Consider the following 25,010-nt stretch of genomic DNA (forward strand, 5'->3'; position numbering starts at 1 on the left):
ATGCCGGAGCCCAAAAGCCTTCCTGAGCCTTCAATCCACCGGTCTTGGACTAGGGAGCAGTGGGACGCTATCACCGCGAAGGCCCCAAATCTCCTGGTATCCGCGGCCGCAGGGTCTGGTAAGACCTCCGTCCTCGTAGAGCGCGTCATACGGCAGATCACGGAGGGGCTCGATGGTGGGAACCCTGTGGATGTGGACCGCTTGCTCGTCGTTACCTTCACCGATTCGGCGGCGGCCGAGATGCGCCAGAGGGTGGGGGAGGCGCTCTTGAAACTGGCCGACATAGACCCCGGTAACGAGCGGGTTCGACGCCAGCTCATGCTCCTGAACAAAGCCCAAATCAGCACCATGCACTCATTTTGCCTCTCCGTCTTGCGGCAGAACTTCCATCGCGCGGGCCTCGATCCCGGTTTTAGGGTGATGGACGAGGATGAATCATCCCTCATGCTCCTCGAGGCTGTCTCGCAGGTGTTTGAGGAGGGCTACCAGCTCGCGACCGGGGGTGCGAAGGATGGAATGGAGGGGCTTGCGGCTGGACTTGCGGCGCTGGCCGACAGGTTTGGCGGCGATAGGGGCGACGAACCCCTCCAGGATATCGTTCTCTCGCTCTACAGGTTTTCGCGGAGCCAGGTAGCGCCAGGTGAGTGGCTGAGATCCGCTGCCGCGGCATTTGACGTCCCGCCCGGGGCTGGCCCCGGCGACCTCTCCTGGGCCCGGGTCGTCCTCGAGGATGCCCGCATGAAGCTGGAGGGAGCTACAGCCAGGTTGGCGCGGGCTCTGGAGCTGGCCGGCTGGCCCGGAGGCCCTGCCGCCTACATATCCACCCTCGAGAGGGAGGTGGAGATGTGCGTTAGGCTTGCTGACGCCTGCGCGAGCGGGTGGTGGCAGGCGGCCGCCGAGAGGTTCCGCGAGGCGGAGTTTGGGAGGTTGCGCGGCGCCAAATCGGAGGATGTGGACGAATCGTTGAAGGATAAGGTCAAGGCCCTCAGGGATTCAGCAAAGGTGACCGTTTACGAGTTGCGGGATGGCTGCTTTGGGGTGCCGTTCGAGAACCTCCTTGCCGATATCAGGGGCCTTGCGCCGCACATGGATACCCTGGTGCGGCTCGTGATGGCGCTCGATGAAGCCTATTCGAGAATGAAGAAGGCCAGGGCCCTGCTGGATTTCAATGACCTCGAGCACTACTGCCTCGCCCTCCTGGTGGATGGCCCTGTGAGTCTGCAGGGTGGCGAACTCGCCCCTTCGGATATCGCGATTGCGCTGCGGTCAAGGTTCGAGGATGTACTGGTCGATGAGTACCAGGATATAAACGCTGTCCAGGACGCTATCCTGCGGCTCGCAGGACGAAGCCTCTTCATGGTTGGGGATGTAAAACAGAGCATATACCGGTTCAGGCTTGCGGAGCCCAGGCTCTTCATGGAGAAGCGCGCAAGTTATATGCCATATGAGCATTCATATGGGCATCCATATGAACATCCACATGAACCTCCATATGGACATCATACCGATCATACCAATCATGCCAGCGGACCCTTCAGCGGGTCCTCCGGCGGGCCCTGCGCTCACGGCGCCGGATACGGCGCCGGATATCATATCAGCCTCTCGGCCAACTTCCGCAGCCGGAAGGGAATCGTGGACGGGGTAAACTTCGTCTTCCGGCAGATACTGAACGGGCGCGTGGGCGAGGTCAGCTATGATAGGAGCGCGGAACTCGTGTATAATGCTCAATACCCGCCGATCCCGGGGCCGGCACCAGCGGTCTCAGGGCCAAGGCTAGAGCCAAGACCAAGACCAGGACCAGGACCAGGGCCCGGGCTAGGGCTAGAGCCAGAACCAGAGCTAGAACCAGAACCAGGTTCCATGCTGGACGAGGTTGAGATCCACCTTATCGAGGGAGATCGTGACGCGGGCGATGAGGGGGTAGCTCCTGGCTCGAGAGCTGCAGCGGGTTATGGCAATGGCGGCGGTAGTGACCGGGGTAATGACGGTGGCGAGGGAGATGCTGGTGATAGTAGCGATGGCCCTGCGGGCGGCCCCGGCTATGATTTGGCGGGTGGAGCGGATGATAGCGACCTTATGGGTATAGAGGAGCTCCAGGCGCTCGAGCTCGAGGCCGGACTCGTGGGCGCGTGTATTCACCGGATTGTGGGGCGGGGGGGCCAGGGGGCGCTCGTATGGGATAAAGGGCTCGGGGAATACCGTCCGGCGACGTTTAGGGACATAGCCGTGCTGCTCCGGGCGACGAGGGACCGGGCCAATGTGTTTCTCGAGGTCTTCAGGCGGATGGACATACCCGCATATGCGGAGCTCGGGACGGGGTATTTTGTAGCGACCGAGGTCCAGATCATGCTCTCGCTTCTGCAGGTTATAGACAATCCGAGGCAGGACATCCCCCTTGCTGCTGTGTTAAAATCCCCAATCGTCGGTCTTAGCGCTGCAGAGCTGGCCGAGATAAGAATCACGGGGAGAACCCAGGGGGCAGGGGGTGGTGCAGCCACCGCGCCGGCCGGGAGCTTCTACGATGCTGTTGTCTGCGTCGCCGGCGGAGGCGCCGGCAGCTCGCTGCCGGACAAGCTCTTGGGATTTCTTCAGCACCTGGAGGCCTGGCGAACCCAGGCCCGGAGGGGGCCGCTTTCCGAGCTGATTTCCCGCATCTTCAGGGATACGAGGTATCTCGATATCGTCGGTGGGATGCCGGGGGGGGCCCAGCGCCAGGCCAACTTGCGGGCACTATATGAGAAGGCCAGGCAGTTCGACCAGTTTGCAAGGCCGGGCCTCTTCAGGTTTTTGAGGCATGTGAGGCGGCTGCAGGATATCCAGGGGGACATCGGTGCGGCCAGGGCCCTCGGCGAGAACGAGGATGTTGTCAGGATCATGAGCATTCACAAGAGCAAGGGGCTCGAGTTCCCGGTCGTCATAGTCGCAGACCTCGGCAAGCACTTCAATCTCAAGGATTTGAACAGGGGTATCCTCTTTCACCGCGACCTCGGCCTCGGCCCGGTGTTTGTGGACCCGGCCATGAGGATCAAGCGCCCCACAATAGCCTATCGCGCCATCAGGGAGCGGCTGCGGCTGGAAACCCTGGCCGAGGAGCTGAGGGTCCTGTACGTGGCCATGACGAGGGCCAGGGAGAAGCTCATTCTCGTGGGGTCGGGCAGGAATCTAGCCGCCATGTGCGAGGAATTCGGCGGCGAGAGCGAGCCAGGGTTGCGCGGTGGAGAGTCGTCCCCGCCACCCCTGCCTGACGAAGCCCTGGCCGCCGCAGGAACGTTCCTGGACTGGATCTGCATGGCGACCATGCGGGGTGATGCGCGGCGGTTCCTTACGCATGAAGGAAAAGGGGGAGCGCCAATCAAGATAAGATTTTGGAGCTCCGGAGACGTGGCCCGCCTGGCGAAATCGGTGGTGGCGCGAGCGGGCGGGTTGGCGGGCGAGGGCGAGGGCAGGAGCGAGGGCGATGGCGCCGGGGGTGGCACCCCGTGGGACAGGGTGGCATGGGACAGGATAGCGAGGCTCGAGAGCCTCAGCGGGAGACCCGTCGATCCCGGGGTGGGCCGCGAGCTCGAGCGGCGCCTCAACTGGGTATACCCGCATACCCGCATCTCGCGCCTTGCCGCGAAGGCCAGCGTTTCCGAATTAAAAAGGATGATAGACTTCATGGTGGACGAGGTGGAAGGGGTCAGACCTGAGAATCTCCGCCCCAGGCCAGTCATTGGTGGGAGGCCGGCGTTTCTCCGGGACCGGGGCGGGCTGACAGCGGCGGAGCGCGGGACCGTGACGCACCTCGTGCTCCAGCACCTGGATCTCGGCGGGCCTTCGTCTCTTGAGCCGGGCGAGGTGGCGAGGCAGATAGGGGATATGGTCCGTCGCGAACTCTTGACCCCTGAACAGGCCCGTGAGGTCGACGCCCGGGCGATAGCCGGGTTGTTTGCGGCCCCTCTCGGACGGAGGCTGGTTGCCGCTGCCCGCAGGGGGGGCGATCGTGGATGCGGGGGCGGAAACGGGGGTAGGGGAAGCGAGGGCAGGGGTAGGATATGGATCATGCGCGAGCTGCCATTCAGCATGAGGGTGCCGGTTTCAGAGATTCTTGATATTGTCAGCCCCTATCACTTGGCTCCCGGTGATTCTGCTCCCGGTGATCCTAATGTTGATAGCATGAATGGCATGAATAGCCTGGATGGCCTAGGCCTGGACCTGGATATGGCTGTGCGGGGGGTCGGGGAATGGGAAGATGAGTACATCATGGTCCAGGGCATAATAGACTGCCTCGTGCACGAGGACGATGGCTTTCTCCTCGTGGATTTCAAGACGGATCACCTGCCACATGGCCTGGAGAGCCTTCCGGAGATGGCCGACCGCTATCGCGAGCAGATCCGCCTTTACGCGCGCGCAGTTGAAAAGATATATGGCGAGCCTGTGAAACAGGCCTTCCTGTACTTCCTGTCGGCCGGCAGGGTGGTTGAGGTCGGGTTGGGTCAGCAGCCGATTTTCGGGTCAAGGCGATAGCGCCTTGCAGAGTCCCACGCATTCCCGGCACCTGATGCAATTCAGCCCGTTTACCTCCCTGGGCACATCAAGGTCCATCGGGCAGGCCCTCGTGCATTCTCCGCAGTCAGTGCAGAGGTCCGGCCTGATCGTTATGGCGAAGCCCGGGGCCACCTTGTTGAATGGGGAGTAGATCGCGCCCAGGGGGCAGATGAAACGGCAAAATGGGCGTTTCATAAACAGCATCAGCCCCAGGAGCGCGGCTGTAATCCCGATCTTCAGCCAGAAGAAGGGGCCGATGAGGGCTCGGATCTGCTGGTTTCCAAGGGCCAGGGGTATGCCGGCCTCCAGCGTCCCGACAAAGCACAGCTTGGAGAACCATGGTTCGAGGGTGAGGAACGGGATTATGAAGACGAGGACTGCAAGCACTACGTACCGCAGGAAGCTGAGCCTGGCGCCGAGCCTATTTGATAGATATATCTTTTTCACTGGTACCGGCAGCCTGTAGAGCATATCCTGGAGCCCGCCCACCGGGCATATCCACCCGCAGGACCCCCTCCCGAAGGTGCTCCCCACGGCGCCCAGGATGCCGAGGGTGAAGAAGGGGACCCGCCGGATGACTGCAAAGTGTTGCAGGGTGCCGATCGGGCACGCGAAATTGGCGGCCGGACACGCATAGCAGTTCAGGGTCGGGCAGGGGATGTATTTGAGGAATTTAAAAAAATACGAGTTCGCCAGGATGAAGCCGAGCGCCTGCCAGAGAGCCCTTCTGCTCCTGCTTCTACCCCTGTTTTCGCTCCTGCTCCTGACCATGTTCCTGCTCCCCCGCTCCTGCTCACGTTCATGTTCATGCTTATACTCATGCTCATACGCATGCCTTTAGGATTTTTCTTACCGCGCATAACCCCAGGGACTGATCTGCCACTTAAGCTACTACCTTAGTATTGGAGCGCATCTACTTCATTCATCCCGCGCCTTATGTGCGGTAAGGACTTTTTGGACGCGGCCACCAAGTCACTGGATACCGATACACGACAGGCATATGATTACCGCATTCGCAAACACCCGTCTGGGTTCACCGGACAGCGCGCCGGCCCCTGCAAGGAAGAGCGATGCCAGCAAGGTGACCAGAAAAAGGTTTCTCCTGAGGGTTGCTTTCCAATCCAAGTCTTTCACCTCAAATCTAAACATGCGCAGTGCCAACTTTTTTGGCAGGCTACGCTCAAAGATGCCAACTTTCTGGGCAGCCTTCCCCAGCCAAAAGTGAAAGTGCCAATTATCTTGGCAGGTCACGTGCAAGGGTGCCAAGTTTATGGGCAGTTATTCGTCCATCCTGCCAAGAATCTTGGCAGGGTGTCCCGGCAAAGAGGTGAAGGTGGCAACTTCCTTGGCAGGTTGTACGTAATGATGCCAAGATTCTGGGCAGCCACTCGCTCATCTTGCCAAAAATCTTGGCAGTTTGCCTCGGTAAAAGGTGAAAGTGCCAATATTCTTGGCAGGTCGCGCATAAAGGTGCCAAGATTCTTGGCACTTGGCAGTTTCGCCGCGCACAGGGGTTAGCTGCTAGATTCTATTATACCCCGGGGAGTATGCTTTTTACAAGTCCACCCTTACCACATCCCTGTCCATTTTATCCATGCACCGGTTTATTTTGTGCAGTAGGTCAGGATCTCCCGTGCAGGCGAGCTTCACCTGGCGGAGCAGGTCTATCCCACGGCGAAGGGCTGAGACCACATCCCCCTCATCCATGTTGACCGGGCCGAAACGGGCCAGCTGCATCAGGTCACCAAAACCGGCGCCGCGGCTCCACGCGTAGGCAAGATGCGAGATGGACGGGTCAAATACCACTGTAGAGAGGCCGAGCTCGCGATATTCCGCCCGCTGGATTCTGCGGATAATGGCCTGGACTCCTTCGAGATCGAATGGGGCCCTTGTCATCCTGGCCCCTTCCCTCCTTGGCTGGTAATCCACGGCAACCGCCAGGGCGTTTACCTGGTCCTCATCGAGCCTGTGGAAGAACTCCCCAGAGATGAGCTCGGTCACGAGGAGTTCCTGGACATTTATACGAGACGCCATAGCCCCTTTTTCTGTCAACGCCGCAAATGCCCCGGCTCCGGTTTCAGGGGTTCCGGCGGCGATGTAGCCGAGCCTCTTCAGGAGCCGGACCTTCGCCTCGAATTCGGCCATCAGCTCGCTGGTTGCAGGCAGGCTTGAGAGCTCGGCCTCGAGACGCCTGAGCCTGCCGTCAAGACGGCGAAGGCGCTTTGCGCCGCCCTGCGCCCGAGTCGCACGCCCCGACAGGGCTGCCTCCTGACCCGCCTGGGTTGCGTGCCCTGACGGGATCGCGTGCCTCGACTTGCTGGCAAGCTCATCGCGCCTTGCGCGGATTGCCTCAATTTCCGCCATCAGATTGCCCGCCCTCCGCCTTCGCTGGTATGCGGCAAAGCTCTTATCCAGGAGGGTCTCGACCTCCTCGCGGGTGTACCTGGCCACGAGGTTCAGGACGGTATTGTATGAGAGCCTGAACTGGCTTGCGAGCCTCTCCAGCTTCTTTTCCTCGTGCACAGGGAATTGCTCCTTGTCGAAATAGTTGAGGTCGACCAGGGTAAACACGTAGCCCTGCCTGTCTACCCCCCTGCGACCAGCCCTTCCCGCCATCTGGAAGTACTCCTGGTTGGTCATGGGGCGATACCCGAAGCCGTCGAACTTCTCGGGGGAGTCGAAGCAGACGGACCTTACCGGGAGGTTCACGCCCACCGCGAATGTCTCGGTACAGTAAAGGACCGCGATCTTGCGCCTTGCAAAGAGCTCCTCCACGATCTCCTTGAGTATGGGAAGCAGCCCGGCGTGGTGAAACCCTATCCCGTCCACGAGGGCGCGGCGGAGGGCCTTTGAGGTCGGGAGCTCCTTTGCAGACGATCCCTCCATCTTTTCATCGAAAAATCTCTTCACCTCGCGCCTCTCGTCGTTTGCCAGGAACGAACAAACCTGGGCGAGCTCCCTCGCCTTAATCTCACACTGCTGCCTACTGAAGAGGAAATAGAGGCATGGCAGCAGGTCCGGGGTAAGATGCCTCACGAGGTCGATATGCGATGTGGATGGGAGGAGGCCATACCGGGCCTTCTTGCGCTGCCTTTTATATGCACGGGCGATATCCTGGAGGCTTCCAGCCCCGGCCCCCTTCTCAAAGAGGTAGTGGGCCAGCGGCACGGGCCGCTCGCTGTGCCTGACGACCTTGACCTCCTCTTCGCGGGTCTCGCTCATCCAGTCCGCCAGCTCCGGGGCATTGGGAATGGTCGCGCTCAGGCCCAGAATCCTTATGTGCCGGGGAAGGAAGATTATTGCCTCCTCCCATACGCTGCCCCGTTCCTCATCCCCGATGTAGTGGATTTCATCGAAGATTACATGCGAAACCCCCGCGAGCCGGTGAATATCGGTATGAAGTATGTTGCGCAGTATCTCCGTGGTCATTACGAGGATGGGGGCTGTATCGTTGATGACGATGTCTCCGGTGACGATGCCCACGTTATCCGGCCCGTACTGGAACTTGAAATCCTTGTACTTCTGGTTACTCAGCGCCTTGATGGGCGCTGTGTAAATGGCCTGGCTTCCCCGCCGGATAACTTGGTCAATAAGGTAGTCTGCCACCAACGTTTTGCCTGACCCGGTGGGAGCGGACACCAGGACTGACCTTCCAGCCAGGAGGTGCCCTATCGCCTCACGCTGGAAATCATCGAGCGTCAGCCCTCTATACGGGGCCGGCGCCCCGTGGACCGGCGTCCCGGTCTCGACCGGCGGCGTCCGGGCGCCCTGACCACCCGCCTGAGCCACGCTAGTTTCCGCCTGCACCTGCATATCCGCTTGCGCATCCTCCGCCTGCGCGCCCGTTTGCACATCCCCTGTCTGCACGTCGTCTATTTGCCCGTCGCCTGCCTGAATGTGAGCCTGAATCTGACCTGTGCTCAACTGCAGCAGCTCCTTGAGTCTTATTCTTACCCGGGCTCTTCAAGCTCTTCAAAGCTCTATTGAATGTACATGTCGGCCCGGCTATAATCTAATTATACCGTAATTATACCCTAAACATAGGATGCAAAACTAGGATGCAAAAGTTCGCCCCTAATAGCCCTGGCCGGAAAATCACGGAGCGGCCCGCCCTCTGTGGCCGCCGCGAAGGGACGGGGCGGGGGAAAGGGCGGGGATGATTTGGGCCAGGAGTGGCGACTTCTTGATACAGGGGTTCGTCCCGCCGCCGAAAATATGGCGCTGGATGAAGTCATACTAACGGCGAGGAGCAGGGATCTCTCGCCGGATACCATTCGCTTCCTCCAGTTTCATCCCCCATGCGCCCTGGTGGGCTACCACCAGGATGTTGAGCAGGAGGTAAGGGTGGACTGGTGCCGGGAGCACGGCGTGGAGATCAACCGGCGCATCACGGGGGGTGGGGCCCTATTCTGGGACGAGACCCAGATCGGCTGGGAGGTAATCGCCGCGAAGTCGCATCCCGGCATCCCGTCCGGCATCGAGGGGCTCTATGAGAAGCTCTGCCTGGCCGCGGTCTCGGGCCTGCGCGCGCTCGGGGTGGAGGCATGCTTCCGGCCGCGCAACGATATCGAAGTGAACGGGCGGAAGATATCCGGCACCGGCGGGACCGGTCTCGACGGCGCGTTCCTGTTTCAGGGCACGCTCCTCGTTGACTTCGACGTCGATAGTATGCTGAGGGCGCTCAGGATTCCCACCGAGAAGCTCAAGCGCAAGGAGATCGAATCCGTCAAGGAGAGGGTCACCTGCCTCAAATGGGAGCTCGGCTATACGCCCTCGCCCGCTGAGATAAAGGCTGCGCTGTGCAAGGGTTTCGAGGATGCACTCGGCATGAGCCTTTCGCCGGGGTGCCTGACGTCCGCGGAGGAAGGTCTTTTCGCGGAGCGGCTCCCGTATTTCCGCTCGGACGACTGGATCAGAAAGGTGAGGCAAAAGCCCGGGTCGAGCTTTGAGCTCCGGTCCGTGAGAAAGGCCCCGGGTGGCCTCGTGCGCGTCTCACTGGCCCTGGATAGGAGCACCTCAAGGGCCTCACGGCTGAAATCCGTGTTCATCACGGGCGATTTCTTTGCCCACCCGAAGCGGGCCATATACGACCTCGAGGCCCGGTTGAAGAACGCAAGGGCGGAGCCGGCCACCATAACGAGCCTGGTCGAGGCCTTTTTTGCGGAGAGGGGGGTGAAGATCCCGGGAGTGCCCCACCCCGAGATATCCGGGGCGATCCTGGAGGCGCTGAAGAAGGTCAAGCTCACCCAGTTCGGCATCCCCGAGGGCGACGTAAACTCGATTTTCGCAGTCAAGGGGGCGTTTGGGGATATCCTGAGAGAGCTAAATGAGGCCTCCCGCGCCGGCCCCGTTGCCATCCTGCTCCCATACTGCGCAAAAAAGCCGGGGTGCTCATACCGGTATCGCGAGGGCTGCGCCTCGTGCGGCCAGTGTAGCATCGGGGAGGCATACGACATGGCCCGGGAGTTCGCCTTGATGCCCGTGTGCATTCAAAACTACGAGATGCTGGAGTCGACCCTGGAGGGCCTGAAGTCGCGGGGGGTATCCGCGTTCATCGGTAGCTGCTGCGAGGCCTTTTTTGCAAAGCACCACGATGATTTCGAGAGGATCGGGCTCAAGGGAATCCTCGTTGATGTAGAGAGCTCGACCTGCTACGATCTTGGCAAGGAGAAGGAGGCCCACCACGGGCGCTTTGAAAACCAGACCGAATTGAAGCTCGGCCTTATCAGGAAGGTTCTGGAGGCAATGAAGAATTATGGCAATTATGACTGCGGGGAGCATTCGTGAACGTGAATACGACGCCTTAGTGGTCGGGGCCGGGCCCGCGGGCGCGTGCGCCGCGAGGAGGCTGGCGCTGGGTGGGGTCAGGGTGCTCATCGTGGAGCGAAAGCCCCAGGTAGGCGTGCCTGTTCAGTGCGCGGAATACGTTCCGATGTTCATCACCCGCTATGTCCCCCTAGATGCTGGCCATATAGCGCAGCGCGTGGACGAGATGGAGACCTTCCTCCCCACGGGTGAGGTCGTCAGGAATCGCTTTCCAGGTTATGTCCTGCACAGGGCGCTTTTTGACAGGAGCCTTACAGCCTCGGCGCTCAGGGCCGGGGCCGAGCTCCTCCTCCGGGCGAGGGTGACGGGTTTGAGCGATCATGGCGCTGTGATCGAATCAGGGGGCCCGGGCCGCAGGGAGAGGTTCGAGGTCGCTGCTAAGGTGATTATAGGGGCGGACGGGCCCCTCTCGACAGTGGGGAAGGCCACCGGCCAGGAGAACGCCGAATTTGTCGTGGGGGCGCAGTGCGAGGTCCTGCTTGATCGGCCCCTCGGAGCCACGCAGGTCTATTTCGATCCCGAGTATTTCGGGGGCTATGGCTGGGTCTTCCCGAAGGGGGATACGGCGAATGTCGGAGTCGGGTTGCAGCTCACGGACACTAGGGCCTCGGGCGCCCCGTTGGACAGCCCGCCAGGGGCGCGCGAAGCCCTCGGGGGCTTCCTGGATAAACTCAAGGTCAGCAGGGGCAAAGTTCTTGGCTATACGGGCGGTCTTATCCCGGTTGGCGGGCCCCTCGCCGCGGTATCCGGGCGCGTGCTCCTTGCCGGCGATGCAGCCGGGCACACCCACCCCTTGACGGGCGCAGGCATACTTCACGCGGTGATAGGCGGCGATGCGGCCGGGAGGGCGGCGGCCCGGGCGATCAGGGATAATGATATGGAGGCCTTGAAGTCCTATGATGATGAATGGCGTGGTATTTTCGGCAAGAGCCTCGAGAGGGCGGTCGCGGGGCGCGCGCTCTTGATGAGTAACTGGTGTTGTGACCGCGGGGCTCTGAGCGAGCTCATACGCAGGACGTGGATAGCGTTTCGCTCGCTTGCTGATCGCCCTCTTATGGATGCTCGCTTATGACGCCCACTTATGGCCCACTTATGGATTGACTTTCCTCTTTCCCTCTGTTACAATAAAACCTGACAGGAAACCCGATTATTTAAGTCGGTTTATCAGGATTTCTTCAACCTGTTTCAAGCTTCCCGGGCGGGTCCGGGCGGATCTATTCCTAGTTTGAATCGGAGGTAGCTGAAAATGGAACGAATTGGACGGGTCGCAGAGGATATAACGGAGCTCGTTGGTCGAACGCCGATGGTGCGCCTCCGCAGGGTGGCACAGGCACAGGGTGCGGTTGCGGAGGTTGTGGCCAAGCTGGAGTCCTTTAACCCGGGTGGCAGCGTAAAGGATCGCATCGGGTACAGCATGATCGCTGCTGCAGAGGAGAAGGGGATATTGAAGCCAGGGAAAGGGGCGGTGGTGATTGAACCTACAAGCGGGAACACGGGTATAGCCCTGGCCATGGTTTGCGCGGCAAGGGGCTACAGGCTCATCCTCACCATGCCGGACACTATGAGCATCGAGCGCCGGAACCTCCTTGCAGCTTACGGCGCTGAGCTTGTGCTCACACCTGGCGCCGAGGGAATGAAGGGTGCTATTCGCAAAGCGGAGGAGCTCGTTGCCCAAATTCCAGGCGCCTTCATGCCGCAGCAGTTCGAGAACCCCGCCAACCCTGAGGTCCACCGCCGAACCACGGCTGAGGAGATATGGGCGGATACTGGGGGCAAGGTTGATGCGATCGTGGCAGGGGTCGGCACGGGTGGGACGATAACTGGAGTCGCCGAGGTTTTGAAAAAGAGGAAACCGGAGGTTTACGTAGTGGCCGTCGAGCCGGCCGATTCGCCGGTGCTTTCGGGCGGCAAGCCCGGGCCACACAAACTGCAGGGGATTGGAGCAGGATTTGTGCCGAAGGTGTTAAACCCCAAAGTCATAGATGAGATCTTCAGGGTCAGGACCGATGAGGCCTATGAGGCCGCACGGAGGCTCGCAAGGGAAGAAGGCATCCTTGCGGGCATCTCGTCGGGCGCCGCGACCCACGCTGCGCTGGAGATAGCGAAAAGGCCGGAGAATGCAGGCAAGCTGGTCGTGGTGATCCTGCCTGACACGGGTGAGAGATACCTGTCCACGCCTTTATTCGAGTCGGATCAGGGGGAAGGAAGAGGATGAAGCTATCGACTCGCGGCAGGTATGGCGTGAGGCTGATGTTTGATCTGGCCCTCAACTTCGGCAAGGGACCCATACCTCTCAAGGATATCGCGAAGCGGCAGGACATCTCCGAGCATTACCTTGAACAGCTCGTGGCTCCATTGAGGCGGGCGGGAATGGTAACCAGCATCCGCGGCGCGCAGGGGGGATATGAGCTCTCAAAACGCCCTGAGGAGATCACTGTAGGGGATATAATCAGGGTGCTCGAGGGACCAATCGCGCCTGTTGAATGCGCCGGCATGAATGCCCCATCCGAGGCCTGCGACAGGGCTGACAGGTGCGTTGCGCGCCTCATCTGGGAGCGACTCAGGGATAGCATCACGTCACTGCTGGATTCCATCACACTCGCAGATATGTGCGAGGATGTCGGGAAGCTGTCTGGGGAACAAGATAGCTATATGTACTATATTTAGACATTTAGACCAGATTTAGACCAGGGCCAGAGTCAGGGGTGAGGTCATGGAGGAAGGAGCCTGGAAGGAAATCACGCTCGGGACCGGTGGGGCCGGCTCCACCGGGACCGATCGCGGCCTTGAAGAGGCGTGGCGGGTGAGAAAGGCCAACTTTACCGATATCATTTATTTCCCCGTTCCCAGCATCATAAGATATGATACAGAATGTTACACAAACAGCCCTGCAAGCTTTGTCCCCGTTTCTATAACAGGGAGAGCGTGCGCCCTCAGGTGCGATCACTGCAATGGCCGCATCCTGGAGAATATGATCCCGGCGGCGACGTCTGGAGCCCTCCTCGCCCTGGGGAAGAGGCTGGCGGGTGCCGGCTGCCGCGGTCTTCTCATAAGCGGCGGCTCGGGCCCGGATGGCTCCGTCCCACTGGACTCATTTATCGACGCGATAAGCGAGCTCAAGCGGGCGTACGGGCTTCGAATTGCCGTTCACACGGGGCTGGTCGACAGAAACCAGGCCCGGCGGCTGGCAGGAGCGGGCATCGATGTAGCCATGATCGACGTCATCGGGAGTGCGGCAACCGCCCGCAGGGTCTACCACCTCGAGGCCGCCCCCCAGGATTACATCGGGTCTGTCAGAAACTTGAAGGACGAGGGCGTGCCCGTGGTGCCTCACATTGTCCTGGGCCTCGACTACGGGCGCCTCGAGGGAGAGGTCGACGCCCTGTATGCCCTTTCCACCTGCGGTATTCATGAGCTTGTCCTGGTTATTATGATGCCGCTCAAGGGCACGCGCATGGAGAGTGCCAGGCCGCCCGGACCCTCGGAGCTTGCCGGGGTGTTTGCGCTCGCGAGGGGCTTGTTTCATCGCCAGCACATATTCCTTGGCTGTGCAAGGCCGGGAGGAGATCACAGGCGCGATGTCGAATTACTCGCGGTAAGGGCCGGGTTCAACGGGATCGCTTATCCATCCGATGAGACGATTCGCCTCGCTCGCGACCTGGGGCTCGAGGCAGTATTCTCAGAGCAGTGTTGTTCGCTGGTGGTATGAAAGTTATATACACTAAGATAGATTAAGGCGGCGTGAGGCGGGAAGTAGAAGGAAGAGGGCGGGGCGTCAAGGAGGTCAGGTTGTATTTATGGATTCGATGCAGGCGCCGGGGCCCACCCCGGCGATTGAAGAGAGCCCTGAGCCTGAGATTGAAGAAAGCCCTGAATACGTGCGCACGAGCCTGGGCGCGGCCATCGCGTTGGGCTTCAGCCCAGGGGCTTTTTACAGGGATGCAAGGGCCTACTGTGTTAACTTGCTTTTGACCTATGGGGATGGGTGCAGGGCAAATTGCGCCTATTGCGGCCTCTCGCGCAGCCGGGCCGGCGAGTATACGGATAAAAGCTTTATACGCGTCAAGTGGCCAGTCGTCAGGGTGAGCGAGGTCGCGGAGCGAATTGGTGAAATTGGCGATTCAGCCGGGTCGCGGGGCGAGGTCGAGGTGCGAAGGGTGTGTATCTCCATGGTTACCCACCCGAGAGCTGCGGCCGATGTGGTGCGCGTGGCAATGGCTATTCGCTCGCGATCGGATGTGCCGATCTCGGGGCTTCTGACCCCTACAACCCTCGCGAGGTCGGACCTGGAGGCGATGAAGAATGCCGGCATCGATAGAATCGGCATCGCCGTTGACGCGGCAACGCAGGGGATTTTCGACGTCTTGCGTGGCCACGGCGTGAGGGGGCCCCACAGGTGGGAGAGCTACTGGAAAGCCCTTGCTGAAGCGGTTGAGGTGTTTGGCCGGTGGATGGTTGGTTGCCACCTGATCGCCGGCCTCGGGGAGACGGAACAGGAGATGGCGGGCGCCATACAGATGGCGCACGACATGGGCGTCGTCACCCACCTTTTTGCCTTTTATCCCGAGCACGGTTCGGCCATGGAGTGCCACGAGCGGCCCTCCCTCGAATCTTACCGCAGGATTCAGCTCGCGCGATATTTGATAAATGAGGGCATTGCAAGGTGCGAGGACTTCTCGTTTGACGGCGGGGGGACGATCACCGGCTATGGAATCCCCCGCGACAAGCTTGAAAGTGTAGTAGGGCTCGGCCTCCCGTTCATAACGAGCGGGTGCCCGGGCAAGCATGGCGAGCTGGGCTGCAACCGGCCCTACGCGAACGAAAGGCCCGGGGAGCCCATCAGGAACTACCCCTTCCCGCCGGACGAGCAGGATATAGAGGAGATCAGGGCCCAGCTTGGTTTGTCCATGTGATGTGTGAGTGTGATCCGGAATAATTCCGGAATAATACGACCCGGAGTAATGCAACCCGGAATAAATGGCAGGGCTCAGGCATATACATAGCACTGCACAAATGAACCTTTGAAGGCGCGTCTGGGAGGCGCGGGTGAGAGGCGGGGTGAGTGCTATGTATAGGGATGCGAGGAGGAGGCCGCGGCACAGGTTTTACCGTCACCGGTTCGTCCGGTGGGAACGGGAACAGCGTGCGAGAGGGACGCCCGGCCGCCTGATGAGGAGCCTCGCCTTTTTTTATGCGGCTTTATTCCTAATTGTAGCGGCGCTGGTGATGCTGGGCGCCACTCGTCTCCCCGGCCTCCCCGGCGATGGCGGCGGCCCGGGAGGGGAAGGGGGGCTGGCGATCGCACCCGGACTGGGGGATTTCTTCGACTCCGCCGAGAGAAACCTCTTCTCAATGCTTTCCCGCTGGCTCGAGCCGTATCCAGGTTTGCACACAATAATCTTTGAAAGGGGCGTGCCCGCCCTTGCACCCGAGCAGGAGGCGCGGCCCGGCGAGGACCACCCCGGGACAGGCCGGGGGGTGATAAGATCCGTTCTTCTCGCCCTTACAGATGCGGATTTCTCCGATCTGAAGGCCCTTCTCACCTTTCAGATTCCGAGGATAAAGAGCAAGCCACCCCAGGAGAGATCCAAGGAGGCCATAACGAGCCGCGGGGTCCCGGTCGCCAGGGTGGCGGAGGCAGATAGCGCCCATGATGATAGGCGCGCCGGCGAGCTGGCCGGGCTAGCTCCAGGCGATCCTGCCGGGCCTGTCGCCGCCAGGCCTGCAGTGAGGCCTGGCCCGGCCCCTTCCCCCGCGGAGCTGCCCCGGGGGGCTGTTCCCGGCATCCAGGGGGGTGCCAGAAATCTGGAGGGTCCGCGTGAGCCTCTCGTCGCAATATATCACTCGCACAGCTCTGAGGCCTACAGGCCGACATCCGGCGTCGATTATGTCTGGGGCAGGCCCGATGGGGTTATACGGGTCGGCGATGAGGTGGCGCGGGTGTTGACCGAGAAGTACAACATCCCCGTTATCCACTCGAGGAAGGTTCACGACTTCCCCAAGTGGCGAGAGGCCTACATGAATGCCCTCCCGACGATTGAGGGCATCCTCGAGAAGCATCCATCGATCGAGATCGTCCTGGATATTCACAGGGATTCGATACCGGTCCCGGCCCCGATACCCAGGACGGTAACCATAAAGGGGCAGAAAGCCGCCCGCATCTTCATTGTAGTATCAAACGACAAGTTTGGCCTCCCGCACCCGCGCTGGAGGGAGAATTTTTCATTTGCCCTCCAGCTCAATGCGACGCTAGAGAACCTCTACCCCGGGCTCTCGCGGGGGGTGGATTTGAGGGATGATGGTCGCTGGAACCAGCACGTCCACCCGCGAGCAGTCATACTCGAGATCGGTTCCGTCAACAATACGAGGGAAGAGGCTCTCGCAGCGGCCCGCTTTGTGGCGGATGCTGTCGCAAAAACCCTGTCGCAGATAAGGGCGAAGCCGGGGCCATGAATGAGATCATCATCGAGATCATCATCCTGGGCCACCCGCCACCGGCCTGGTGGCCCGTGGTCCAGGAAGGCGGGCGAGGTGCTTGACTGGTTATGCTGGCGGCTAAAAAGGGTAGGCTCGGTTGGAAAGCCTTTGTGCTTTGCTTCCTGGGCCTTTTTGTATTCATAGCCCTGGGAGTTTACGTGGCCTCCAGGGGCTCCGGCGACCTGGCCGGGGTCGATCTCAGCGCGCAACTCAATGTGAATGCAGGTGAGATCGCCGGAGAGGTGCGCGGCACCCTGAAGAAGGAATTCGTGGCGATCCGGAGAATAACTACCTATGCCCTGAGAAGGATTCATATCCCGGGAAGGTGACAAGCATGTACTGCATCACCCATACAGTTGCAGGGGCGGCTGCAGGCCTCCTGGCGGGCGACCCTGTTACAGGCTTTGTCCTCGGCCTCGGCACGCATGCCGTGCTGGATGCCTTGCCGCATCATGATTATTCGGATACAGCCACAGGGGCGCTCGATACGCTGGCTGCTTTGATCATCTTCTGGGTCATTGCGGCCCTTGGAGGCAGGTACGGGGTCCTGCTTGGCGCCATAGGCGGAGCAGCACCGGACCTGGAGGTCGTGAGGGCCCATTTCAACCCCCGGCCTTACCTTTCACCGAACCCCTCGCGGAGGCTGATCTTCCCCTCTCATAGCGGTCTCATTCCCCACGGAAGGCGATGGGTGCCCTGGGGTATAGCGATCCAGGTCGCCATCGTCATCTCCGGCCTCGGACTCATAATATCGCGTCTCTGATATCGCGTTCCCGCTTCTGGTTATCATCCGCAGGACCTGAGTCCCCACCCCCCTGACCCACCAGCCAGCCCATCCCGACCTTGCAGTTAACCACAGGTAATGCTATAATCTCATTAGCCCGGGGTCGGGAATGCAGAACGCAGCTGGGCCAGGGGAACTGGTCAGAGAAACCATGCAGCTAGGCCAGAGGAACTGGACTGAGGGGAACTGGATTGAAGGAAGTTGAGGTCCGATGTCGACGCAGGATATGGAGAACTTGGAGAACACGGAGAACATAAGGAACTTTTCTATAATCGCACATATTGATCATGGCAAATCAACGCTCGCTGATCGCATTCTCGAGTACACGGGGGCTCTTTCGGAGCGAGAGATGGAGGAACAGGTGCTCGACCAGATGGACCTCGAGCGTGAACGGGGCATCACCATCAAGGCCAAGGCGGTCAGGCTGAGCTACACCTCGGCGGCCAGCGGCGATACCTACACGTTTAATCTCATAGATACACCGGGCCATGTGGATTTCTCATACGAGGTCTCGAGGAGCCTTGCCGCATGCGAGGGGGCCATCCTGGTGATCGATGCGTCCCAGGGCGTGGAGGCGCAGACCCTTGCCAATCTCTACCTGGCCATCGAGCACGACCTCGCGATCGTGCCCGTAATCAACAAGATCGACCTGCCGGGGGCCGAGCCCGACAGGGTTAAAAAGGAGCTCAAAGACATCGCCGGCATTGATCCCGGCGAGTGCATCCTGGCGAGCGCCAAGACGGGCCAGGGCACCATTGAGATCCTGGAGGCGGTCGCCCAGAGAATACCCGCGCCCCGGGGGTCGAGGGGAAGCCCCTTGCGGGCCCTGATCTTCGATTCCCACTTCGACCCCTATCGCGGGGTCATAGCCTATGTACGGGTTGTTGATGGCCAGATCGCGCCGGGGATGAAGATTAAGATGATGGCCACCGACAAGGTATTCGATGTTGATGAGGTCGGTGTGTTCCGGCCGCGAATGCAGGGCATCGACAGGCTTTCCGCGGGCGAGGTGGGTTATGTCATAGCCGGGGTCAAAAACGTCAAGGATGCGCATGTAGGTGATACTATCACCGGTGCCCAGAATCCGGCGGGATCCCCCCTGCCCGGCTACCGCAAGGTCCAACCGATGGTGTTTTGCGGGATGTACCCTGTGGAGACCAATAGATATGAGGAATTGCGGGATGCCCTGGACAAATTGCAGCTGAATGACGCCTCCCTTGCCTATGAGCCTGAAACCTCCGTCGCCCTCGGTTTTGGATTCAGGTGCGGATTCCTGGGCCTGCTTCACATGGAGATCGTCCAGGAGAGGCTCGAGCGGGAGTTCGGCCTCGACCTCGTGACAACCGCTCCCAGCGTGGTCTACAAGGTTGTCAAGACCAGCGGGGAGGTTGTTGATGTCGATAACCCCGCCAAGCTCCCGCCGGCCGGCGAGATCCAGAGGATAGAGGAGCCTTATGTGAGGGCCACGATCCTGACGCCTGCGGAGTATGTGGGGTCCGTTATGGAGCTATGCCAGGAGCGTCGCGGCGAATACAGGAGCATGGAGTACCTGAGCGAATCAAGGGTCATGCTCGAGTATGACCTGCCCCTCAGCGAGATACTGCTGGATTTTTTTGATAAGCTCAAGGCGAAGACGAGGGGGTATGCCTCGCTCGACTACGGGTATTCCGGCCACCGGGAGTCGCGCCTGGTGAAGCTGGATATCCTGCTGAACGACAAGCCCGTGGATGCCCTTTCATCTATCATCCACGCGGACAAGGCTTATCAGCGGGGGCGCCAGCTTGTGGAGAAGCTTAGGGGGATAATACCGCGGCAGATGTTCGAGGTGCCGATACAGGCCGCGGTCGGCAGCAGGGTGGTCGCCCGCGAGACAGTGAAGGCCCTGAGAAAGAACGTCCTCCAGAAGTGTTACGGCGGGGACGTCACGCGAAAGAAGAAGCTCCTCGAGAAGCAGAGGGAAGGCAAGAAGCGGATGAAGCAGCTCGGCAACGTGGAGGTCCCACAGGAGGCGTTCATGGCCATCTTGAAGGTTGACTGAAGGGTGAGGGTGGACCGGGAGGCATCATTCGCAGTCGATCAGGCGTGGTTTAGCAGGCGTACACCAGGTATGTATCGAGTCGAGGGATTCGCTTTGGGTGGCAAAGTCTTAAATGGCAGGTTAAGTCCAAATGGCAGGTTACAGTTCAGATCATGATCCCGGTATATCTGTTTATGTTCATATTCCGTTCTGCATACGAAAGTGCTATTATTGCGACTTTAATTCATATCCTCTAGATGGTGAGGTTGGCGGCGAGTTCGGCGGCAAGGTTGCCCGCGCCTATATTGACGCGCTGGTTCAGGAGGCAGCGCGCACCGGGGAATTGCTTGCCCGGAAGGGGCTTGGGGTCCGGACCCTGTATATCGGCGGCGGGACGCCGACATGCCTGCCCGCGGAGCTCCTGGCCAGGGCGCTGAGGGGGCTGGGCCGGAACCTTCCGGTCAGAGAGGGCGCTGAGATTACAGTAGAGGCAAACCCGGGCACCCTGGATGAGGCAAAGCTCGAAGTCATGCTGGCTGCAGGGGTAAATCGCCTGAGCCTCGGCGCCCAGGCGATGGATGATGATCTCCTGGCGAGAATCGGCCGGATCCACAAGGTAAGCGATTTCCTGGAATCCTTTGCTGCGGCGCGGAGGGCCGGATTTGAGAACATAAATGTCGACCTGATTTTCGCCCTGCCCGGGCAGGACCTGGCCCGGTGGCGGGGAACCCTGGAGGCCGTGGCGGACCTCGCACCGGAGCACATCTCCACCTACAACCTGGTGATAGAGAAGGATACCAGGTTTGGCCAGGAGCTGGAGGCGGGGGTGCTGGAGCCTGTGGACGAAGATCTTGACGCCGATATGTACCAGTATACCATCGATTACCTCCCAGAGAGGGGCTATGAGCATTACGAGATCTCGAACTTCGCGCTCCCGGGACGTTCGTGTCTCCACAACATCACCTATTGGGGAAACGGGGCGTACCTCGGCCTGGGGGCAGGTGCCCACTCGCATTTCGATGGGATGCGGTATTTCAATTCCCTCTTGCCTGGCGACTATGCCGTTCGCGTTGCTGGCGGGCTGAGCCCTGTTGCGGAGGCTGAACGGGTTTCAGACGAGACCGAGAGGCGGGATGCGGTTATCCTAGGCCTCAGGATGCTCCGGGGGGTGCTGGACAGCGAGTTTTATGCGCGTTTCGGTATTCACCTGCGCGATGCCTTTGGGCCGCAACTGCTCGAGCTGAGCGGGCGAGGGCTTCTCCATGTTGACGAGAATGGCGACATTGCACTCACAAGGAAGGGCCTCTTCCTGGCTAATGAGGTATTCGTACAGTTTTTGCCATAAATCAGCGGGCGCAGGGAGAAGATGGAAAACAGCGGTGATTCTCGGGCATAAGAGAAAATTGCGCTTGACAAGAAAGAGGGGTCAATGATATTTTTAACATAAGGAACGTTAGCACTCTCGCCTAACGAGTGCTAATGCGGGGTGATCTCCGTGAGCGGCGGAGCCATTATGAACGAGAGGAAAAAGCGCATATTGCAGGCGGTTACAGATGATTACATCTCAACCGCCGAGCCGGTAGGATCAAGGACGATTGCCCGCAGGTATAATCTGGGGATCAGCCCAGCTACAATAAGGAATGAAATGGCTGACCTCGAGGAGGGCGGGTACCTGGAGCAGCCTCATACCTCGGCCGGCCGGATCCCGTCGGACAAGGGCTATAGGTTTTACGTGGATGCGATCATGCAGGCGAGGCCGTTGAGCAAGGAAGAGCGGGCGGCGATCTACAAGGAGCTCAAGCAGAGGCAACATGAGATAGAGGCCCTGATTCAGCATACAGCCAGGCTTATCGCTGATCTTTCTCACTGCGCCGCTCTCGTCCTGTGCCCGAGGCTTCAGAACAGCGTCCTGAGACATATAGAGCTGATTCCCTTGAATGATGAGAACATCCTGGTGATCCTCGTTACGAGCCCGGGCTTTGTCGAGACAAGGGTTGTTGAAACCCCCCGGCCTCTCAGCGCGGGTGAGCTCCATAGGGTTGCGGAGTTTCTAAATGCGCGCCTGCAGGGGATGGTTGTAGCGGATATAAGGTTCTCGCTCTTGGAGCAGCTGCATTCCGAGCTTGTGCGCTACAATTCCCTGCTCGAGGGGACTCTCGACCTCATCATAAAGACCTTCAGGACATCCGGGAAGGAGCGTATTTACCGGGAGGGCACGATGAACATCCTCGAGCAGCCGGAGTTTAGAGATATAGAGAAGGTTAAGCCCCTTTTCGAATTCCTCGGGGAGGACGATACCCTCATAGACGTCCTCGGGAGCGCTTCATCCGGCCAGATCAGGGTGGTCATTGGCAAGGAGCATGGGATGGCGGAGATCCGGGATTGCAGCATGATCAGCGCCCCTTATGGCACCCGGAGCAATATAGTTGGCATCCTGGCTGTGCTGGGTCCTACGAGGATGGACTATGCGCGCATCATAGGCCTTGTTGAATTCATGGCGGGGCTTTTGAGCGACACACTGATGGAGATAGATGCGAGTTGATCGAGTTGATCACGATGGACGCGGGTTGACTACGATGGGTGCGAGATGATCGCTGATATAATCCCAGGCATTGATGAGATGTGGGGTTAAGTGTTCCTGACCTTAGCCCCACAAGACTGTTTAGAAGATTGTTCGCGCAGGTCCGATCGGGAAGGAGATGGGGACTTTGGTAGAGGAATTGGACAATGCTTCAGGGGCCGCGGAGGCCGCCCTGGAGAGGACCCTGGACCAGGGGGGAGTCCAGGCAGAATCCACAGAATCCGTAGGATCCGTAGGATCCGCAGAATCCGTAAAATCTCAGGAATCCCAGGAATTCCGGAAATCCCAAAATGAGCAGGGGGAAGCGTGTGAGGGCGAGCTTGCCAGGCTTATGGAGGAGCTGGAAAGGGTAAAGCAGGAGAGGGATAAGTACCTGGCCGGCTGGCAGAGGACACAGGCGGATTTCGAGAATTTCAAGAAGAGGGCGCGCCAGGAGAAGGAGGAACTCTCCACTGTCGTCGTTGAGGAGACCGTGCTCAAGGTTCTCCCGATAATAGACAATCTCGAGCGCGCGCTGGCTTTTTCGAGGGCGAAGAACGATGCAGAGCCGCTCATAAGCGGCGTGGAGCTGACGCTTCGCCAGTTCATGGATACCCTCGCAAGGGAGGGCATAACGCCCATCGAGGCGAAGGATAAGTCATTCGACCCCAGATTTCACGAGGCAATGATGCAGGTGGAAAGCGACGGGGCCGCCGAGAACACGGTTGTTGAGGAAATCCAGCGAGGCTACCGGTCGCGCACGAGGGTGCTGCGGCCTTCCCTGGTGAAGGTTTCGAGGCGGCCTGAATCTGGTTTGGAATCTGGTTTGGAATCCGGCAAGGAGGCATAGACTATGGGAAGGGTTGTTGGAATAGATCTAGGAACAACAAATTCCGTTATAGCTGTTATGGAGGGCGGGGAGCCCAAGGTTATCCCGAATACCGAGGGAAGCAGGCTCACTCCGTCAGTTGTGGGCTTCTCCAAGACGGGCGAGCGTCTTGTGGGTCAGGTGGCCAAAAGACAGGCCATTACCAACCCTGAGCGAACGGTTATATCCATCAAGCGGAAGATGGGGACCACCTACAAGGTAAAGATTGATGATAAAGAGTATACGCCCCAGGAGATCTCAGCTATGGTCCTCCGTAAATTAAAGGAGGATGCTGAAAGCTTCCTTGGGGAGAAGATCGAAAAGGCGGTCATAACCTGCCCGGCCTATTTCACGGACAGCCAGCGGCAGGCCACGAAGGATGCGGGCAAGATCGCCGGACTCGAGGTGCTCCGCATCATAAATGAGCCCACGGCGGCAGCGCTCGCATACGGTCTTGATAAAACCGGCGACCATACTATTCTCGTTTTTGATCTTGGCGGCGGGACATTTGACGTCTCCATCCTGGAGCTGGGCGATGGTGTGTTCGAGGTCAAGGCGACCAACGGCAATAACCTTCTCGGCGGCGACGATTTCGACAGGAAGGTCGTGGATTATATAGCCGAGGAATTCAGGAAGCAGTATGGGATCGACCTCCGGAAGGATAGAGTGGCGCTCCAGCGGTTGACAGAGGCTGCCGAGAAGGCCAAGATAGAGCTGTCGACCCTGGTGACAACCAGCATAAACCTGCCTTTTATAACCGCGGATTCATCGGGCCAGCCCCTTCACCTGGACATGACCTTGACGCGGGCGAAGTTCGAGGAGTTGACGCGCGACCTCGTCGAGAAGACGCTCGGGCCCACGAGGCAGGCCCTGGCTGATGCGGGGCTGGAGCCGAAGGATATCGACAAGGTGATCCTGGTCGGCGGGTCGACGCGAATCCCGGCGGTCCAGGAGGCTATAAGAAGCCTCATAGGCAAGGAACCGCACAAGGGGGTCAATCCCGACGAGTGCGTGGCAATCGGTGCCGCCATCCAAGCGGGCGTTATAACCGGCGAGGTGCATGACGTCCTGCTGCTCGACGTAACGCCCCTGTCCCTTGGTATCGAAACCCTGGGGGGCGTCTTTACAAGGCTCATCGAGCGCAACACCACGATCCCGACGACGAAGAAGCAGATATTCTCCACGGCCTCGGACAACCAGACGACGGTGGATATTCACGTGCTCCAGGGCGAGCGCCCGATGGCGGCTGATAACGTGACCCTTGGCAGGTTCCAGCTTACAGGCATCCCGCCGGCGCCGAGGGGGATACCCCAGATCGAGGTGACGTTTGATATCGATGTAAACGGGATTGTTCACGTTTCTGCGAAGGATCTCGGGACCGGCAGGGAGCAGAAGATCACCATAACCTCGTCCAGCGGGGTGAATGAAAAGGATATCGAGCGCATGGTCAAGGAGGCCGAAGCCCACGCTGAGGAGGACAAGAGGCGCCGCGAGGAGGCCGAGCTGCGCAACGACGCGGATTCGCTGATCTATACGACAGATAAGACCCTGCGCGACCTGAAGGATAGGATTACGTCGGACCAGAGGGACAGGATCGAGCGCGCCAAGGAGGACCTGAGGTCGGCGCTCGGGGGCAAGGATATGCAGAGGATCAAGTCGAGAATGGAGGACCTGACGAAAGCCCTTCACGAGGTAACATCCTCCATGTACAGCCAGACGCAGGCCCAGGGTCAGGGCCAGGGCCAGCAGGGTTATGGCTCGTATGGCGAGGGCCAGGCGGCTGCGGGTGGCAACCCGCATGGGTACGGTTCCAGCGCCAGTGGGCGTGATGGCGCCGGGGGCGCGGATGATAATGTGGTCGATGCAGATTACCGGGATGTCAGCGATGATGACAAGGGGAGGAAGTAGGCTGCCGCGCCTGCGCCTGATACGCAGGTACAGGCCGCAAGGG

18 protein-coding genes are annotated in these 25,010 nt (G+C 59.8%); 15 read left to right on the forward strand and 3 right to left on the reverse strand.

Features of this window, described 5'->3' with window-relative positions:
- The gene (locus HPY71_04510) at window positions 1–4,506 is read left to right on the forward strand and encodes a UvrD-helicase domain-containing protein (protein NPV52768.1); all 4,506 of its coding nucleotides are present in this window, start codon (window positions 1–3) and stop codon (window positions 4,504–4,506) included.
- On the opposite strand, the gene HPY71_04515 is transcribed toward HPY71_04510, so the two are convergent.
- The 3 genes from HPY71_04515 to HPY71_04525 all read right to left on the reverse strand — a co-directional run bounded on the left by HPY71_04515 (window position 4,495) and on the right by HPY71_04525 (window position 8,451).
- The gene (locus HPY71_04515) at window positions 4,495–5,298 is read right to left on the reverse strand and encodes a 4Fe-4S binding protein (GenBank protein NPV52769.1); all 804 of its coding nucleotides are present in this window, start codon (window positions 5,296–5,298) and stop codon (window positions 4,495–4,497) included. The genes HPY71_04510 and HPY71_04515 overlap by 12 nt on opposite strands.
- A 201-nt stretch (window positions 5,299–5,499) precedes the next feature.
- The gene (locus HPY71_04520; GenBank protein ID NPV52770.1) at window positions 5,500–5,652 is read right to left on the reverse strand and encodes a hypothetical protein; all 153 of its coding nucleotides are present in this window, start codon (window positions 5,650–5,652) and stop codon (window positions 5,500–5,502) included.
- 429 nt (window positions 5,653–6,081) lie between these two features.
- The gene (locus HPY71_04525; GenBank protein NPV52771.1) at window positions 6,082–8,451 is read right to left on the reverse strand and encodes a DEAD/DEAH box helicase; all 2,370 of its coding nucleotides are present in this window, start codon (window positions 8,449–8,451) and stop codon (window positions 6,082–6,084) included.
- Between the two features lie 192 nt (window positions 8,452–8,643).
- Between HPY71_04525 and HPY71_04530 the strand changes: the two genes are divergently transcribed.
- From HPY71_04530 to dnaK, 14 genes are all read left to right on the forward strand, one after another.
- Window positions 8,644–10,314, forward strand: a complete 1,671-nt coding sequence (locus HPY71_04530; GenBank protein ID NPV52772.1) for a DUF116 domain-containing protein — start codon at window positions 8,644–8,646, stop codon at window positions 10,312–10,314.
- On the forward strand, window positions 10,283–11,425 hold the full coding sequence (locus HPY71_04535) for an NAD(P)/FAD-dependent oxidoreductase (protein NPV52773.1): 1,143 nt from the start codon (window positions 10,283–10,285) through the stop codon (window positions 11,423–11,425). The genes HPY71_04530 and HPY71_04535 overlap by 32 nt, the downstream gene beginning before the upstream one ends.
- A 183-nt stretch (window positions 11,426–11,608) precedes the next feature.
- Window positions 11,609–12,568, forward strand: a complete 960-nt coding sequence (gene cysK / locus HPY71_04540) for a cysteine synthase A (protein ID NPV52774.1) — start codon at window positions 11,609–11,611, stop codon at window positions 12,566–12,568.
- Window positions 12,565–13,020: an Rrf2 family transcriptional regulator gene (locus HPY71_04545; GenBank protein ID NPV52775.1), complete on the forward strand. Its 456-nt coding sequence runs from the start codon at window positions 12,565–12,567 to the stop codon at window positions 13,018–13,020. The genes cysK and HPY71_04545 overlap by 4 nt, the downstream gene beginning before the upstream one ends.
- Before the next feature lie 46 nt (window positions 13,021–13,066).
- The gene (locus HPY71_04550; protein NPV52776.1) at window positions 13,067–14,062 is read left to right on the forward strand and encodes a radical SAM protein; all 996 of its coding nucleotides are present in this window, start codon (window positions 13,067–13,069) and stop codon (window positions 14,060–14,062) included.
- A gap of 97 nt (window positions 14,063–14,159) precedes the next feature.
- Complete coding sequence (locus tag HPY71_04555; protein ID NPV52777.1) at window positions 14,160–15,266, forward strand: radical SAM protein; 1,107 nt, start codon at window positions 14,160–14,162, stop codon at window positions 15,264–15,266.
- Between the two features lie 133 nt (window positions 15,267–15,399).
- Entirely contained in the window at window positions 15,400–16,806 is a 1,407-nt protein-coding gene (locus tag HPY71_04560; GenBank protein NPV52778.1) for a hypothetical protein, read from the forward strand.
- A 92-nt stretch (window positions 16,807–16,898) separates the two neighbouring features.
- Window positions 16,899–17,159: a hypothetical protein gene (locus HPY71_04565; GenBank protein ID NPV52779.1), complete on the forward strand. Its 261-nt coding sequence runs from the start codon at window positions 16,899–16,901 to the stop codon at window positions 17,157–17,159.
- The gene (locus tag HPY71_04570; protein NPV52780.1) at window positions 17,156–17,593 is read left to right on the forward strand and encodes a hypothetical protein; all 438 of its coding nucleotides are present in this window, start codon (window positions 17,156–17,158) and stop codon (window positions 17,591–17,593) included. Before HPY71_04565 ends, HPY71_04570 begins: the two co-directional genes overlap by 4 nt.
- Window positions 17,594–17,840: 247 nt before the next feature.
- The gene (gene lepA, locus HPY71_04575; GenBank protein ID NPV52781.1) at window positions 17,841–19,652 is read left to right on the forward strand and encodes an elongation factor 4; all 1,812 of its coding nucleotides are present in this window, start codon (window positions 17,841–17,843) and stop codon (window positions 19,650–19,652) included.
- 130 nt (window positions 19,653–19,782) lie between these two features.
- Complete coding sequence (gene hemW, locus HPY71_04580; GenBank protein NPV52782.1) at window positions 19,783–20,976, forward strand: radical SAM family heme chaperone HemW; 1,194 nt, start codon at window positions 19,783–19,785, stop codon at window positions 20,974–20,976.
- Window positions 20,977–21,144: 168 nt separating this feature from the next.
- Window positions 21,145–22,173 carry a heat-inducible transcription repressor HrcA gene (hrcA, locus tag HPY71_04585; GenBank protein NPV52783.1) on the forward strand — a complete coding sequence of 343 codons (1,029 nt, stop codon included), beginning with the start codon at window positions 21,145–21,147 and terminating at the stop codon, window positions 22,171–22,173.
- 166 nt (window positions 22,174–22,339) lie between these two features.
- The gene (gene grpE, locus HPY71_04590; GenBank protein ID NPV52784.1) at window positions 22,340–23,041 is read left to right on the forward strand and encodes a nucleotide exchange factor GrpE; all 702 of its coding nucleotides are present in this window, start codon (window positions 22,340–22,342) and stop codon (window positions 23,039–23,041) included.
- A gap of 3 nt (window positions 23,042–23,044) precedes the next feature.
- A complete protein-coding gene (gene dnaK / locus HPY71_04595) occupies window positions 23,045–24,967 on the forward strand; it encodes a molecular chaperone DnaK (protein NPV52785.1) in 1,923 nt (640 codons plus the stop codon).
- Window positions 24,968–25,010 lie beyond the last annotated feature (43 nt).

It is taken from the genome of Bacillota bacterium, from assembly GCA_013178125.1.
Lineage (GTDB): Bacteria > Bacillota > SHA-98 > Ch115 > JABLXJ01 > JABLXL01.